Source organism: Alteromonas sp. 009811495 (genome assembly GCF_028865455.1).
Classification (GTDB): domain Bacteria; phylum Pseudomonadota; class Gammaproteobacteria; order Enterobacterales; family Alteromonadaceae; genus Alteromonas.
This window is the reverse complement of sequence record NZ_CP113972.1, coordinates 910,610-926,214: the sequence shown is the minus strand read 5'-3', so window position 1 is coordinate 926,214 and position 15,605 is coordinate 910,610. Positions and strand designations below refer to the sequence as shown.

10 protein-coding genes are annotated in these 15,605 nt (G+C 46.6%); 3 read left to right on the top strand and 7 right to left on the bottom strand.

Annotated features, from left to right (window positions below; all coding sequences use genetic code 11):
• Positions 1-44: 44 nt before the first annotated feature.
• The 3 genes from hutH to hutC are packed head-to-tail and all read right to left on the bottom strand — an operon-like array spanning position 45 to position 4,042.
• Positions 45-1,598 (bottom strand): histidine ammonia-lyase, encoded by a 1,554-nt coding sequence (hutH, locus tag OZ660_RS04185; protein WP_274742660.1) that lies wholly within the window; start codon positions 1,596-1,598, stop codon positions 45-47.
• 4 nt (positions 1,599-1,602) lie between these two features.
• Positions 1,603-3,285 (bottom strand): urocanate hydratase, encoded by a 1,683-nt coding sequence (gene hutU / locus OZ660_RS04180; protein WP_274742659.1) that lies wholly within the window; start codon positions 3,283-3,285, stop codon positions 1,603-1,605.
• 31 nt (positions 3,286-3,316) lie between these two features.
• Entirely contained in the window at positions 3,317-4,042 is a 726-nt protein-coding gene (gene hutC, locus OZ660_RS04175) for a histidine utilization repressor (RefSeq protein ID WP_202263940.1), read from the bottom strand.
• 118 nt (positions 4,043-4,160) lie between these two features.
• Here hutC and hutI point away from each other — a divergent pair, with 118 nt between their 5' ends.
• Together hutI and OZ660_RS04165 are read left to right on the top strand one after the other, a co-directional pair.
• The gene (gene hutI, locus OZ660_RS04170; RefSeq protein ID WP_274742658.1) at positions 4,161-5,390 is read left to right on the top strand and encodes an imidazolonepropionase; all 1,230 of its coding nucleotides are present in this window, start codon (positions 4,161-4,163) and stop codon (positions 5,388-5,390) included.
• Positions 5,383-6,510, top strand: coding sequence for a formimidoylglutamase (locus OZ660_RS04165; protein ID WP_274742657.1), 1,128 nt, complete (start codon positions 5,383-5,385; stop codon positions 6,508-6,510). Before hutI ends, OZ660_RS04165 begins: the two co-directional genes overlap by 8 nt.
• On the opposite strand, the gene sstT is transcribed toward OZ660_RS04165, so the two are convergent.
• The gene (sstT, locus tag OZ660_RS04160) at positions 6,507-7,724 is read right to left on the bottom strand and encodes a serine/threonine transporter SstT (protein ID WP_274742656.1); all 1,218 of its coding nucleotides are present in this window, start codon (positions 7,722-7,724) and stop codon (positions 6,507-6,509) included. The two genes, OZ660_RS04165 and sstT, sit on opposite strands and share 4 nt — an antisense overlap.
• Before the next feature lie 257 nt (positions 7,725-7,981).
• On the opposite strand from sstT, the gene OZ660_RS04155 reads away from it, so the two are divergent.
• Entirely contained in the window at positions 7,982-8,740 is a 759-nt protein-coding gene (locus tag OZ660_RS04155; RefSeq protein WP_274742655.1) for a DNA/RNA non-specific endonuclease, read from the top strand.
• Between the two features lie 106 nt (positions 8,741-8,846).
• On the opposite strand, the gene OZ660_RS04150 is transcribed toward OZ660_RS04155, so the two are convergent.
• The 3 genes from OZ660_RS04150 to sbcD form a co-directional block, all read right to left on the bottom strand.
• The gene (locus tag OZ660_RS04150; protein WP_274742654.1) at positions 8,847-10,274 is read right to left on the bottom strand and encodes a S41 family peptidase; all 1,428 of its coding nucleotides are present in this window, start codon (positions 10,272-10,274) and stop codon (positions 8,847-8,849) included.
• 93 nt (positions 10,275-10,367) lie between these two features.
• Entirely contained in the window at positions 10,368-14,105 is a 3,738-nt protein-coding gene (locus tag OZ660_RS04145) for an AAA family ATPase (protein WP_274742653.1), read from the bottom strand.
• The gene (sbcD, locus tag OZ660_RS04140) at positions 14,102-15,511 is read right to left on the bottom strand and encodes an exonuclease subunit SbcD (protein WP_274742652.1); all 1,410 of its coding nucleotides are present in this window, start codon (positions 15,509-15,511) and stop codon (positions 14,102-14,104) included. The genes OZ660_RS04145 and sbcD overlap by 4 nt, the downstream gene beginning before the upstream one ends.
• Between the last annotated feature and the right edge of the window lie 94 nt (positions 15,512-15,605).

Genomic DNA, 15,605 nt, shown 5'->3' with positions numbered 1-15,605 from the left:
ATTTAGGCCGAGGGATTAGCCAATGTACTTAGCATGGGGTGTGTTTACTTGTCATTCAACATATTTAATGCCGTTGTATCCATTAAATGATGCTGTTTGATAAGTTGTTTGGCAGCTTCAATGTCAGGAGCAAAGTAACGATCCTTGTCGTAAAACGGTACTTTTTCTCGTAACAGTGACATTAGCGGCAATAAACGCTCGCTGGTTTTTAGCGGTTTTCTGAAGTCTAAGCCTTGGCATGCGGCTAACCACTCAATGGCTAAAATGCCGGCGACATTGTCAAATATATCGCGAAGCCTGCGGGCGGCAAAAGTTGCCATAGACACGTGGTCTTCTTGGTTTGCTGATGTGGGAAGTGAATCGATTGACGCCGGATGTGCCAGCGTTTTGTTTTCACTGGCCAATGCGGCACAGGTAACCTGAGCAATCATAAAGCCTGAGTTAACACCGCCGTTTTCCACCAAAAATGGCGGTAAGCCACTTAAATGCGTATCAATCATCAATGACATGCGACGTTCAGACAACGCACCAATCTCAGATAACGCAATAGCTAACATGTCCGCCGCCATCGCCACCGTTTCTGCGTGGAAGTTGCCGCCAGATAAAATATCACCCTGCCCACTTTCGCCACCATCATCGTTCACAAATACTAACGGGTTATCGCTAACACCATTAGCTTCTGTCACTAGCACTTCTTGTGCGTAGCGCATTTGCTGCAAACACGCTCCCATCACCTGCGGCTGGCAGCGCAAAGAGTATGGATCTTGTACTTTTTCACACCCCTTGTGTGACTGTCCGATTTCTGAGGTATCTAGCAGGGTTCGAAATGCTTCGGCCACATCGCACTGGCTTTGGTGCCCGCGTACTTGGTGAATGCGTGGGTCAAACGGCACGCGTGATCCTAGCGCGGCATCAACGGTTAATGCACCAATACCGATGGCACTGCAAAGGGCATTTTCAGTGTAAAACAAGCCTTGTAAGGCAAACGCGGTAGACGCTTGTGTACCATTTAATAGCGCAAGGCCTTCTTTTGGCGCAAGGGCAATGGGTTCAAGTCCTGCTATTTGTAGCGCTTCAGTGGCGGTAATTCGCTTGCCTTCATAAAACGCTTCACCTTCGCCCAATAGCACCACGCTCATGTGCGCTAACGGCGCTAAGTCGCCGCTTGCACCTACCGAGCCTTTTTCCGGAATGGCGGGGTAGACTTGTGCGTTGTATAGCTTAATGAGTGCTTCGATAACACTTAGGCGAATGCCAGAGAACCCACGAGCCAATGAGTTTATTTTAAGCAACATCAGCAAGCGCACAGTATCTTCGCTCATGAAGTCCCCTGTACCGGCGGCATGTGAAAGCACAATACTGCGTTGTAAGAGTTCAAGTTCATCAACGTTAATGCGCGTGTTGGCCAGCAAACCAAAACCTGTATTAATGCCATATACAGTGCGGTTTTCTTTTATAACATTTAACACCACCTGCTCTGCGGCATTGATGGCGGGTTTAGCACTTTCATCAAGTGCCAAGTGCACATGCTGTCGATGTACGTCACGCAGTTGTGAAAGAGTAAGCGTACCGGGAATAAGGGTTAATGTAGGTTTCATTCGCTTATTCCTCGCATTTTGCCGTATTTAACATTGGCAAGTCTAAGTTGTGCTTCTTCGCACAGGTTTTTGCAATATCGTATCCAGCATCGGCATGACGCATAACCCCTGTTGCAGGGTCATTGTGAAGCACGCGCGCAATGCGTTCGTCAGCTTCTTTTGAGCCATCGCACACAATAACCACACCAGAATGCTGACTAAAGCCCATACCAACGCCGCCGCCGTGATGCAGGCTTACCCACGTTGCACCACCTGCGGTATTGAGAAGTGCATTCAATAACGGCCAATCTGAGACTGCGTCAGAGCCATCAAGCATAGATTCTGTTTCTCTGTTCGGCGACGCTACCGAGCCAGAGTCAAGATGATCGCGCCCAATGACCACTGGCGCACTTAGTTCACCATTGCGCACCATTTCGTTAAAGGCCAAACCAAGTTTTTGTCTTTCACCTAACCCAACCCAGCAGATACGCGCGGGTAGCCCCTGAAATTGAATACGTTCTTTGGCCATATCAAGCCAATTGTGCAAATGCGGATTATCAGGAATAAGCTCTTTTACCTTGGCGTCAGTTTTGTAAATATCTTCAGGGTCGCCAGATAACGCAGCCCATCTAAAGGGCCCTATGCCTTGACAGAAAAGCGGGCGAATATAGGCTGGCACAAAACCTGGGAAGTCAAAGGCATTAGCAATTCCTTCTTCTAGTGCCATTTGACGAATGTTGTTGCCGTAGTCTAGCGTTGCCGCCCCAGCCTGTTGGAACCCTAGCATCGCTTTTACTTGCAGCGCCATAGACTGCTTAGCCGCTTTTACCACGTGCGCTTCATCAGCGGCGCGCTCAGATACAGCTTGCTCCATCGACCAACCTACTGGTAAATAGCCATTTAGCGGGTCGTGTGCACTGGTTTGATCGGTAACCACATCAGGGATAACACCGCGCTCAAGTAACGCTGGAAATACTTCAGCCGCATTGCCAAGCAAACCAATTGAAATAGGCGTACCTGCTTTTTCTGCCTGAGCCAACATATCTAATGCTTCATCAATCGAGCTCGCTTTTTTATCAACATAACCAGTGCGAATTCTAAAATCGATACGACTTTCATCCACTTCTACGGCAATCATTGAAAAACCCGCCATGGTTGCCGCTAGAGGCTGTGCGCCCCCCATACCACCAAGACCACCGGTTAAGATCCAACGTCCCTTTGCTTGGCCATCGAAATGGGTCTTAGCAACACTGACAAATGTTTCATATGTACCCTGCACAATGCCTTGCGAGCCAATATAAATCCAAGAGCCTGCGGTCATCTGCCCGTACATCATCAAGCCTTCTTTATCGAGCTTGTTAAAGTGCTCCCAGTTAGCCCAGTGTGGCACAAGGTTAGAGTTTGCAATGAGTACGCGAGGTGCGTTTTCGTGAGTAGGAAACACGCCAACCGGTTTACCCGATTGCACTAGTAATGTTTCGTTGGTGTTCAGGCGCTTTAACACCTCGACAATTTTATCGAATGACGCCCAGTCTCTGGCCGCACGGCCAATACCACCGTATACCACAAGATTTTGAGGGTGCTCGGCAACATCAGGATCTAAGTTGTTCATTAACATGCGAAGTGGCGCTTCAGTTTGCCAACTTTTAGCATTCAGCGTAGTGCCCTTTGGGGCGCGAATGACTCGTGTAGGGTCGAGGCGTTTCATAAACTTCTCCAAAAATATGTGAAGGCCGTTATTAGAATTCTAAGTGGCCACCTAAGCGGTAACGGCTTCCGGGGTGATATAGCACCGCGTGACTTACCACTGTGTTATCTGATGTGTTTTCTTGCAGCTTTGTGCGTGTAAAGGTGCGCCTTGTTACTTTCAAGCAAGGCTCTTTATGTTGAATAAGAAGCGATTGAGCAATGTCTTTGTCTACCAACACGGCTTCCACGCTATGGTCGGCCTGTGACAAAGGTGCAACTTGGTTTAAGTAGTAGTTCGCCGTTTGCGCTTTAAAGTCTTTATCAAGGTAATCTGCTATCCACTTTGGGCAAACCCAGCGGTCTTCATACTGCACGGGAAGCTTGTTTTCGCAGTGCACGATAATGCTATGGAATACGTCATCTCCTTCGCTTAGCCCTAATCGCCTAGCGATGTCAGCGCTTGCCGAAGTGCGCTCCAACAATAAGATTTCGTTGCTGTATTGATGTCCGCGTTGCTCAATTTCATCGCGAATACTCTTTATTTCCAGCATAGAACTCATGGGGCGATGATCAGACACAAAGGTTCCAATTCCTTGGCTTCGCATCAAAATACCTTCATCGACCATCTCGCTAAGTGCACGCCTTGCTGTCATTCGACTTACGCTATGCTGCTGTGCCAACTGGTTTTCCGAGGGCACCTGCTCTCCTGGCTTCATGTCACCCTTTTCTATGGCATCTAGTATTGCCGTTTTGATTAATACGTAACGTGGCTGCATAACAAGGATGTACTACTCTTAGTCTTTAACATTTTGATAACAGCATACTTGTATATACAAGTATGTACAAGTAGACTCAGTACAAAATTTGTCTTTACGTAGGAAGCAACATTTGGCCATGAATTATCAATACGACGCCTTATTCCACAATGTGCGCATTGCCTCTATGCAAGATAACAATGCCCTATACGGAGAACTACTAGACACGGCCGTGGCCGTTAAAGATGGTCACATTGTTGCGCTTATCGACGCGCAAAATAACCGCGAGTTTCAACAACACGCTGAAGCTGCTAAACAACTTATTGACGGCAATAATCAATGGCTATTGCCCGGTTTTGTCGATTGCCACACGCATTTGGTGTATGGCGGCAATCGCGCCATAGAATTTGAACAACGTCTTCGCGGTGCCAGCTATCTTGAAATTGCTCAGCGAGGTGGCGGCATAAAAGGCACCGTCGCCAGTACGCGAAGCGCGAGTAATGAAGAGTTACTCAAAAATGCCGTTAAACGAGCAAAAAGGCTATGCGAAGAAGGCGTCACAACGGTTGAAATAAAATCGGGATATGGACTCGATATCGACACTGAAGTACGCATGTTAAAAGTTGCCAAGCAGCTTGAACAATTACTGCCTGTTTCAGTTTGTACGACCTATTTAGGGGCACATGCGCTGCCTCACGAATTTGCTGATGATGCTGATGCCTATATCGATTTTGTATGCGAGCAGGCTATGCCACTTATGGCAACAGAGCACCTTGCCGATGCGGTAGATGTATTTTGCGAGACCATAGGGTTTTCAACGGCACAAACCGAGCGGGTGTTTAACAAAGCCCTTGAACTTGGACTACCCGTAAAAGCCCATGTAGAGCAACTTAGCGACAGCAAAGGTGCTTTACTGGCTGCGCGCTACAATGCGCTATCGGTGGATCATATTGAATACTTGGCTGACAGCGACGTCCCTGAGCTTGCCCAAAGCGGAACCGTTGCGGTGTTGTTGCCTGGGGCGTTTTATTACTTGAACGAAGTACAAAAGCCGCCTATTAACGCGCTTAGAAGCCATAATGTGCCTATGGCAGTGGCAACTGACTTTAATCCGGGAAGCTCGCCCCTTGCATCTATTTTAACGGCAATGAACATGGCCTGCGTCCAATTTCAGTTAACGCCTGAAGAGGCGCTGCGAGGTATTACCGCACATGCCGCAAAGGCACTAGGTTTAACCGACAGAGGCGTTATTGATGCAGGCAAAGTGGCGGATATCACGTTGTGGGATATAGATACCCCTGCTGAACTTGCTTATTGCATTAATGGACATCGCCCCACTGCCATTTATAAAGGAGGTGTTCATGTTTAACTGGCAAGGTCGTACTGACAGTGAAGATGGTGAAAAAGGCCTGCGATGGCATCAGCGCGTTAAGCATGACGTTGATCCTCAGGACTTCGCAAGTGATGCTGTCACCACGGATGTTGCGCTAGTAGGGTTTGCAAGCGATTTGGGCGTTAAGCATAACAAAGGCAGGCTTGGCGCCGCTGCTGGGCCTAACGCAATCCGCGGCGCCCTTGCCAATTTGCCGTGGCACTGGCCTTACGCTCAGTTGACTGATTTTGGCGATGTGGGCGTCGACCCTATTCGAACAGCTAATTCGCAACATAGCTCACATGGCAATTCAGATATCGATAACACGTCGCGTACCGCGCAAGAGGCAATACCACAATGTGCACTCTCCCAAGCGCAGAACCAATATGCAAACGCTATCAGTTATGCCCTTGCAGCCGATTTGCACACGAAGGCTAAGGGTACGACTAACAAGGAGCCTACCGACAATCAACGACTTGTGATTGGTTTAGGCGGCGGTCATGAGATAGCCTGGGGAAGCTACTTAGGGCTTTTTAATGCCCATGCTAACCATGCTGAACAGGCAACTGTCGCAGGTAAACGTTCAGGTAAGCGCATAGGTATTATCAATTTTGATGCGCACTTTGACTTACGTAAACCTGCCCCGAACACCAGTTCAGGCACACCATTCAGGCAAGTGTATGAACACTGCCAACTGCACAATGTGCCTTTTCGTTACGCCTGTGTCGGTGTTTCGAAAGCGGCGAATACTTCTGCGCTTTTTGAATTTGCTGACGCTTCTAATACGCGTTACGTTTTGGATACTCAGTGTAACTTTTCTACCATTTGCGACACCTTAGCGCCCATGTTGCAAGACATTGACTTGCTTTATGTCACCGTGTGTTTAGATGCGTTTCCAGCATCTGCAGCACCTGGCGTGAGTGCGCCAAGTGCACTGGGTATAGACCCACTTTTGGTTATTCGCGTGTTACGTTACTTGGCAGAAAAACAACAGGCCATGCAATACCAGTGGCAACTTTGCGATATTGCCGAAATGAACCCGCAGTTTGATATAGACAGTCGCACAGCCAAGCTGGCTGCACGACTTATTTTTGAAGTGACTGACGCGCTGGTTTAGTTTTCAGCGCGTTGACAAGCGGCTGCAGTAAACAACACATCGGTAGAGCTATTCAGCGCGGTTTCAGCAGAGTCTTGAATGACACCAACAATAAAGCCCACTGCCACTACTTGCATTGCAATTTCGTTAGGAATATTAAACAAGCTACAGGCAAGGGGTATAAGCAGTAGCGACCCACCTGCAACACCTGAACTACCACACGCCGATACAGCAGCAATAACGCTAAGCAAAACTGCCGTTGGAAAATCAACTGCTATACCTAGGGTATTCACCGCCGCGAGTGTTAACACGGTAATGGTAATGGCTGCACCGGCCATGTTAATGGTCGCACCCAGCGGGATAGACACCGAATACGTATCTTCATCAAGCTTTAAGCGTTTACATAGGGCCATATTCACCGGAATATTGGCCGCAGAACTGCGCGTAAAGAACGCCGTGATACCACTTTCTTTTAGGCACTTAAATACCAGTGGATAAGGGTTCTTTTTCGTCGCCAAGAAGACCAACAACGGGTTGGTGATAAGGGCGATAAACAGCATAGCGCCAACCAGCACAGTAATAAGTTGCCCGTATTCTACAAGCGCACTAAAACCGGTAGAGGCAATAGTGTTTGCCACTAATCCAAAGATACCAAATGGCGCAAGCTTTATTACAAAACTGACAACGCTGGTTACGCTGTCTGCCATGTTTTGAAGCAAGGCTTTAGTTGCTTCGCTGGCATGCCTAAGCCCTAATCCAAGACCTACAGCCCAGGTTAGAATGCCGATATAGTTACCATTAACCAGTGCGTTTACGGGGTTATCTACCATATTGTAAAGCAAGGTGGTAAGGACTTCTGACACGCCTTTTGGCGCAGCTTGGCTTACCTCTGACGTCACAAGGCTCAGGCTTGTTGGAAAAGCAAAGCTGGCGAGCACCGCTGTTAATGCAGCAATCAAGGTGCCTATTAAATAAAGGACAAGTACGGGCTTAATAAAGGTTTGCTCGTTTTGTTTATGGTTGGCAATTGATGCCATCACTAGAACGAAAACAAGCAGTGGTGCAATTGCTTTTAAGGCTTTGACAAACAGAGTTCCTAGTAAACCAGCCGATTGTGCTGACGAGGGCGACAAAGTCGCTATCGCAATGCCGCATACAATTCCGATGATAATTTGCAGTACCAAACTGCCGTTCATATAGCGCTGAAACAGGCTCGGGCGTGACGTTGAATCCATAAATATTGGTCCATTATTATTTTGACGACGCACCTTATAGGATTACGCGCCGCAAATGAACCTGTTTGGCCTCAGTTTCCTGCAAATTACCGTAAGCTGCCCGTTTATGAGTGTTTCCACATTGCGTATCTCGCGCACCTTCTAACAACAAATAAGCCATTGAATGTTGTAATAATTGTTTCTATTTCCTGACATGTTTCACCTGTACTTTAGTACAGCCTGCATAGAAGTAGGTCACACTAACAAAAGGAAATATAATGAAAAAATATTTAGCATTGCTGTTAGCACTAACTACGTTTAACACCCTCGCAGATAACTGTGTCTATCAATGCCCAACTGGGCTTTCTGGTCAAACGATCACAAGATCTATTTATACTCTCAACAATAACGGACAAACTAAGTTTGCTAACTGGGTAGCTTATCATGTTACACCAAGTACCATTGATGGACCTTCTCGAAGCCGCAACTGGAAAGCAGATCCTTCAATAAGTTCAGTAAACACACTTGAGCCTGGCGACTACACTAGTGCTTGGGCAACCATTGGTACGGACAGAGGACATCAAGTTCCGCTGGCATCGTTTAGCAACACAAGCGACTGGCAGTCACTGAATTATCTATCTAATATTACGCCGCAAGACTCCGACTTAAACCAAGGCCCATGGGTAGATTTAGAAAACGCAGTACGAAGCTTTGTTCGAAGTGGACAAGATGTTTACGTAGTATCAGGCCCATTGTACGAATGGTATTTTGCGACGCTTCCAGAGGCAGACGAATCTCATATTATTCCAAGCGGATACTTTAAGGTAGTCATTACAAATGTTAACGGTTGGGTAGAAGCGTCTGCATTTATTATGGAACAAAATGCATCGCGTAATGATAATTTCTGCGCTACGGAAGTAACCGTTAATGAAGTCGAATCGCGCTCTGGTCTAAACATTATGCCATCGTTACCAAGCTACAAAGAAAGTGCCGTTGAAGGCCGTTTAGGCGGCCTTACTCGTGAACTTGGCTGTTAGTCTAACGTAGCACATAGGCAAGGAAGCCTACACTTGCTTAAACAAGTAATAAACACTACGTCCAAAAGCGTCTTATTAATGACGCTGTAGCAACTGATATTTCAGTCTAAAGTGACTGCGTTTCTAATATTGATTGCGTATGCGAAATCCACTCGTATAGTGGAGTTTTATCATCGATGTAGTAATCAGGTTGTATACCCACGCCGTCTATAGCCATGTGGGGAATTCTCAGGCTTTTTGTAAGGCTGTAATGTAGTGTGAACGCACCGCTTGGCGACGTAGTTTGGTGCATGTTCGAGATATCAAGTACGCCGGCAGTAGTATGCCCAAATAGCTTCACTTTTTGGCTTTGTTTAGCGGCAAGTAAAAATTGTTCAGCGGTACTGCCGTTACTCGAATCTATGAGCACACCAATGCGCTTTGGCAGTGGGTGAACCTTGTCAAATGTCTCAACCGTCACATCTTCATCAATATTGATGTAAACACCTAAGTTCTGCTGAAGGGTTTCGTAACCCTCTCTAGCCCACTGCTTTTCTTCGTCACTAAAATGCGGATGTTCAAGAAAACCAAGCATTCGAGAGTTATTAAGCTCGGTAGATAAGTACTCCATTCCTACGGTGCGAATTGGGTTTGTATACATAATGGGTGTTAACGACGCGTAACTTACGTCGCTGCCGCCGCCGTTGCCGCGAATGTCGATAATGAGGTTTTCAGTTTTTAAGATGGTATCTAGGTTTTGCGCAACAACCGCATCGATATCATTTTTGAACACATGGTCGAACGAAGGTATACGCACTAATACAGTATCTTGCGAGACTCTTTCAAATAACGGTTTGCTAGCATCAAGCATGCGCAGATAGCGTTTGATATTAGCAGGCGACTCTGTTCGCGGCGCCTCACGAGACATTACGATAAAGTTATTTCCCAGTACCACCTCGTTTTGGCCTAAAAACGTAATAGTGTCTATTTCTCGTGGAGAATGGTCGCCCATAAAAAACGTGGCTTTATTTGCGCTTTTATCTTGAAAATCATGAATAATGAATTTCACTTGCCCTACTTTCCAAGCAGGGTTAGCGCTTTCAGTAATATAGCCTTTGTACTCACTACCTTCTTTTTTCAGCGCAACCGTATAGCTTGAGAATTGCCAAATACCTTCTAAATCTTCAATAGGTTTGTCTTTTAGATATTGCTTGAATGCGGGTATATCGACATTGTGTACCGTCGATGAGCCTGTAGCATCATTTGAGCTGTTGTTATTAATAGTTACCGCAACGTGGCCTTTGCGAAAAAACAGTACCCAATCGCGCAGCGCCTCGTGGCACTGGGCTAGGCTATTTGTGTTTTTTATCCGCGCCAATATCGCATTATTGTGTGCAGTATAGCTTTCCTGCCCTTTATTTGAGATGGCGTGATGAAAACCGGCATCGTTGTTTTCAAACGTAGTTTTCAGCCATTCAAATTCCTTTTCGCACTCAACTGCGCTGCCGTAAGAAAAGAAGGAAACGAAAAGGGGAAGAAGTGCTATTTTTTTCACTGTGCATGACATCCATATCTAGGTTTGGCCAGATAAAATAACACAAATTCAATATCTTGCTAGTAGTAACTAAGCTCCCCTATAAGCAGGGGTCTACCCCACCGCGTATTGTTTTTCTAACGCACTTAACCCAACGCCATTGCGCTTGATCACTTTTAGCTGAGTAGGAATGCGTTCTTTCATGGCTTCGATATGACTGATCACGCCGATCATTTTGCCGCTGGCGTTTAAGTTATCTAGCGCATCAAGCGCCACATCCAGCGTTTCAGCATCCAATGTGCCAAAGCCTTCATCTAAAAACAGTGAGTCGATACTGGTCTTGTGACTCACCAAATCAGAGAGCGCTAATGCAAGCGCTAAGCTCACCAAAAAGCTTTCGCCGCCTGATAAGGTTTTGGTATCACGCACAACGTCGCCCTGCCACGTATCCAACACACTTAATCCAAGCCCCTCGTTTTCCTTGCGAATAAGCTGGTAGCGACCGTGTAGTTTATCGAGCTGTTGATTCGCTAGCTGCACCAGATTGTCTAGCGTTAAGCCCTGCGCAAAGCGCCTGAATTTGTCACCGCTTGCCGAGCCAATTAACGAGTGTAAATAAGTAATGTCATCGTAGTAGGTTTCAAACGACGCCATTTCACTGACCAACTGCTGCTGCTTTTCTCGCGCTTGATTATTTGCCCTAACCTGCTGCTCTACCTGCCCTTGCTGTGAAAGCAACGTATCTTTTTGCGCCATTTTCTCTGCAAGTGCGTCTGACACCCACATGGCGCCCTTCTCATCAAGGCTTGCCTGCCACGATTTTGCATTCTCATGAGATAACAGCTTGTTTAATGCCTCTTCAGCATTGGATAAGCGCAGTTGCGCTTGACTGTGTTTTTCGACAAGTGTTTTTTCTAAACTGACAAGCCGTTTGCGTTCATCATCGTTAAGCAATGCGGCGGTAAAGGCCTTCTCATCATCAAACGGGCTTGCTGACAGCTTTTCGGTAAATTGTGCATTGGCCTGTTCAAATGCCGCTTTTTTCTCTTTTAATTGCTCGTGTAGCTGCGCAATTTCAGCTTCTAGTGTAGACACACGCGTATCGGCGGCATGCAATTGCTGCGTGGTGTCTTGCAGAGTTGATTCTGCTTTGGCTATTGCGTTACTTGCCTGGGTTCGTTGTGCATCAATGTCTTTCTCAGGAAACAGAGTGTCTCGTTTTTGTTTTAGCGCTACTATGGTTTCCGCTACTTTAACGCTCTCATCGTTCGCTTGTTTTAACTGCTTTGACACACTCTCAATATCGCGTTTCAGCTCGATAACTTTATTATTAAAGTCAGTGATATGCGGTGTTAATGCTTCGAATTGTTGTTTATTTTGCTTGTAGGTTTTAAGAGCCTCAGCCTTATCAGCCAGCCACTGCTGAAGGTTTTGTGCGCTGGGTGCTTGTACTTTTTCTTGTTCTGGCGCCTGTTCTAGCAATTCAGCTATACGTGTTAATACCGTCTGAGTGCGGCTGTCGAGATCACGCTGTTTTTTCTCTAACGCCTCGCTGTCATTGGTCATTTTTTGTTGTAGCGAAGTGACCTGTTGTTCAATCAACTGCTTTTCATTGGTTTTACTTAACAAGGTATTGTTTGTGTCCGTCACGGTAGACGTTGCGCCATTTAAGGCGGCTTCTGCATGAGCTATGCTCTCAAGCTGCGCTTTTATTGCCTCGCCTCGCGCTTTAAACTGGGCCACAAAATCTGACAGGCCCTTTTTGTTTGTAACATCAAGTGCAGGTAGCGTCTCATTAAACGACGCAAAGGCAGCGATGAGTTCCTCGGTAAGGCCACGCCATTTGGCAGTAAGCGATTCCTTAGACGCAGTAAGTTGGTCGCACTGCTTTTCAATTTGCGCAAGTGTGAGCTCTGCGTTAGTAACACTCTCTTTGGCTTTGGCACCTTCTAGCTCAATGCTTTCTAGCTTTTGCTTAAGGGCATCACGACGCGTAATAGTCTCTGGTACGTCTATCGCTACGCTTGATACAGGGTGCTCGTTTGCGCCACACACAGGGCACGGTTCACCGGCTTTAAGCTGTGCACGCAGCTGAGCCACTTCAGCATCAAGTGCGATAAGTGCTTCAATATCTTTAAGCTCAGTTCTGGTTTGCTTGTACAACTCGACAAGACGGTTTCGCTCAGCCTGCTGCTGATTAAGGGTTTCGTGATGCGCATGGTGTTGCGACGTCAATTCACTAAGCTGACCTTCAGCATCGCTATATTGTTGCTGTAAATGCTCTAGCTGAAGCAAATTGTTCCACTGCGCTAGCTTGCTATCACGCTCTTGCGTCAGTACCGCTTTATCACCGTTAACTAATAATGCATCAAGCGCTTGCTGGCATTGTGCGAGGTGTTGCTGTTCCTTTTCACACTGCGTGCTAAGCGCTGCAACAGATTGCTCAATGCGCTGCTGCTTTGCTTTAAGCTCGGCTAAACTATGGGTATCGGCTTCATGCTTTTGAGCCAACGCTGAAATTGTTTGATATTCATTGGCAATATGCCCTGCGCTTTCATGCCACCCGCTAATGTGTTCGGCCATAGCGCCTAGGCTTGCGTTCGCGTTAAGGTAGCTAGACAGCGCTTCTTGCTCACGCTTTTGACTTGCCACATCATGCTCTCGCTGCGTTTTTTGTTGCTCTAACGCGCTTAATTCACGGGTAAGCGTTTCAATAGATTCACGGTGATGACGCAGTGCTTTTTCACTGTGACCAAGTTCATTGTCTATAGGTAGAACATCGTTTGTAATGCGTTGCTCTAGTGCGCTACTTTGCGACTTGGCATTATTAAGCGCAGCATGGGCCTGTTCAACACGTTGGCCGGCTTGTTGTTTTTGTTGCTGCACATCTGGCAACAGCGCTGTTTTTTCATTCAGGCGCGTTTGATAGCTTTCTACATCTCGTTTGAGTGATTGCATACTCGCGTAAGGTACCCTAAGCGCTTCGGCAGGTTCACTGCGCCTTAAGCTATCGAGTTCATCTTTAGCTTCGCTTATTGCCGCATCAGCGTCGGCTTTGTCGTGCTTTGCCGTATTTACTGCGTTTTTGCTTTCTTGTAACGCTTGCTGCCAGTGCTTTTGTTGCTGTAAATATTCAATATCCGTATTCAGCGCCTTCACATTCACTTGTACTTCACTAAGCTGCTGCTCAAGGGCCGAAACTTGCTCTTCGCTAAGTAGGGTTACACCTTCTAATTTAAGCGAGTATTCTTTTTTAGTTTGCTTGGCCTCTGTAAATTGTTGATGCACCGCTTGTGATATTTGGCCATAAATCTCTGTACCAGTAAGCTCTTCAAGGAGCTCTGCCCTATCACCTTCATTAGCATTTAAAAATGCAGCGAAATCTCCTTGAGACAGCATCATCGATTTTGTAAAGCGCGCAAAGTTAAGCCCCGTTAAGCGCTCAATCTCGTCACTTTTAGGTCGCACTTGTGTGGCCAGCACTTTACCTGATTCAACTTCGGCAAGTTCTACATCGGCACTTTGCAAATTGCCATCAGCTTTGCCTCTTGCTCGTCGCATACTCCAAAACGCGCGGTACGCTTTGCCCTTAATATCAAATTCTACCTCAGCCAAACACTCGGCAGTACCGCGGGTCATAATGTCGTTGTTCGACACAGAAATCGCCCCTAGGCGCGGCGTTTGGTGGTAAAGGGCCAGACAGATGGCATCCAGTAATGTGGTTTTTCCCGCGCCAGTGGGCCCGGTAATAGCAAATAAACCATTGTCTACAAAAGGCGATTGTGTGAAATCAATTTTCCACTCGCCTTTGAGGGCGTTTAGGTTTTTAAGACGTAAATTGAGGATCCTCATGCTTTATCCTCCGGCTCATCAAAGAACAGCGAGGTTTGCTGTAAACTCACTGTATCTTCTGGCGGTGTATTTTCTGGCGTCTCGCCAAGCTCGCTACTTTGAACGCTCTTTTTGCCACCATCTTGAATACTCTTTTGAACACCTTGCTGACTATCGAGGTCTTCTTGATTGGTGTTGACCAACTCAACAGCGTCGGCAAATAAGTTGGATATTCGCGACATACGCTCAGGCGTGTCGTCAAAATTCTCAAGCTCAAGTCGCGCTTCGAACACCTCAGTAACTGACAGCTCACTTAGCTGCACATTCTGCTTTTCAGATAAGCGCTTTACTTGTTGTTTTCTCACCCGCTTAAGCTGCAAAATTTCAGCATGTTTACCGTCTAGCATTTGCTGAATGCGTTGCTGTAAGTCCGTCAGGTAGTCTTGAGTTTCTACTTCAATACACAGCCATACTGGCTGCGCTTCACTGGCATTAGCAATGTCGTCAGACGTAGTAATTTTTTGCTCTATGGTGGTAAGGTCGCCCTTTATAACTTGCATTGCCTGAAAACGAGGCACCGATATTGTGGTTATCTCAGGGCCATTTTCATCACCATCAAAATCCACCAGCACTACTTGTTTTTGCGTATTAAGCTCGTCAAAACTTAGGGGAATAGGCGAGCCAGAGTAACGAATGTGTGCTTTCCCGGCTACTTTCTGTGGTCGATGAATATGACCCAAAGCAATGTAATCTGCCGGCGGAAAGCCCGATGCATCAAAACCTTCTAACGTGCCAATGTAAATATCGCGAACACTTTCTGACTGACTTACGCCAAGTGCTGTCAAATGTCCCGTGGCTATGATGGGGAGCGTCTTATCACTTGCGCTTAAGCTCGCTTCACGCAGCGACACGGCCTTTTGAAACAAAGTGGCGTAATGCTGTTTTATGGCATCACCCAACGCTTGGCGTTTTTCAACAGCATCTTGCCCTGCGCTACTTATAATGACATCACGAGGACGAATAAATGGCACCGCGCACAAGATGGCACCGCAATTCCCCTGACTGTCTTCTAATGTAATGACCTGGTCGTCAGCATCGCCGAAAGTACTGGCGATAACGTGGCTATTTAAGTATTTCAGCAACGCTTTGCTTTCGTTCAGTACAGATACAGAGTCGTGATTTCCGCCCAGTACAATCAGCGTACATTTCTTTGTTTGCAGCGCACCAATAAATTCATGGTATAGCTCGCGGGCATAACTTGGCGGTGTACCCGTATCAAACACATCGCCTGCTACAATAAGCGCATCAACACTGTGTATTTCAACTTCATTAAGAAGCCATTTTAAAAAGGCAGCGTGTTCGTTCTTACGGCTTTTGGTAAAAAAGCTTTGGCCAAGGTGCCAATCTGACGTGTGCAGTATTTTCATGTAGCAGAGAAACCAGGAATGTAGTGTAGAGAATTAGCGCATCAAGACGGTTAATGCCTTGTCTGTATGAACTATAGAGATTTTCTATTTGTGT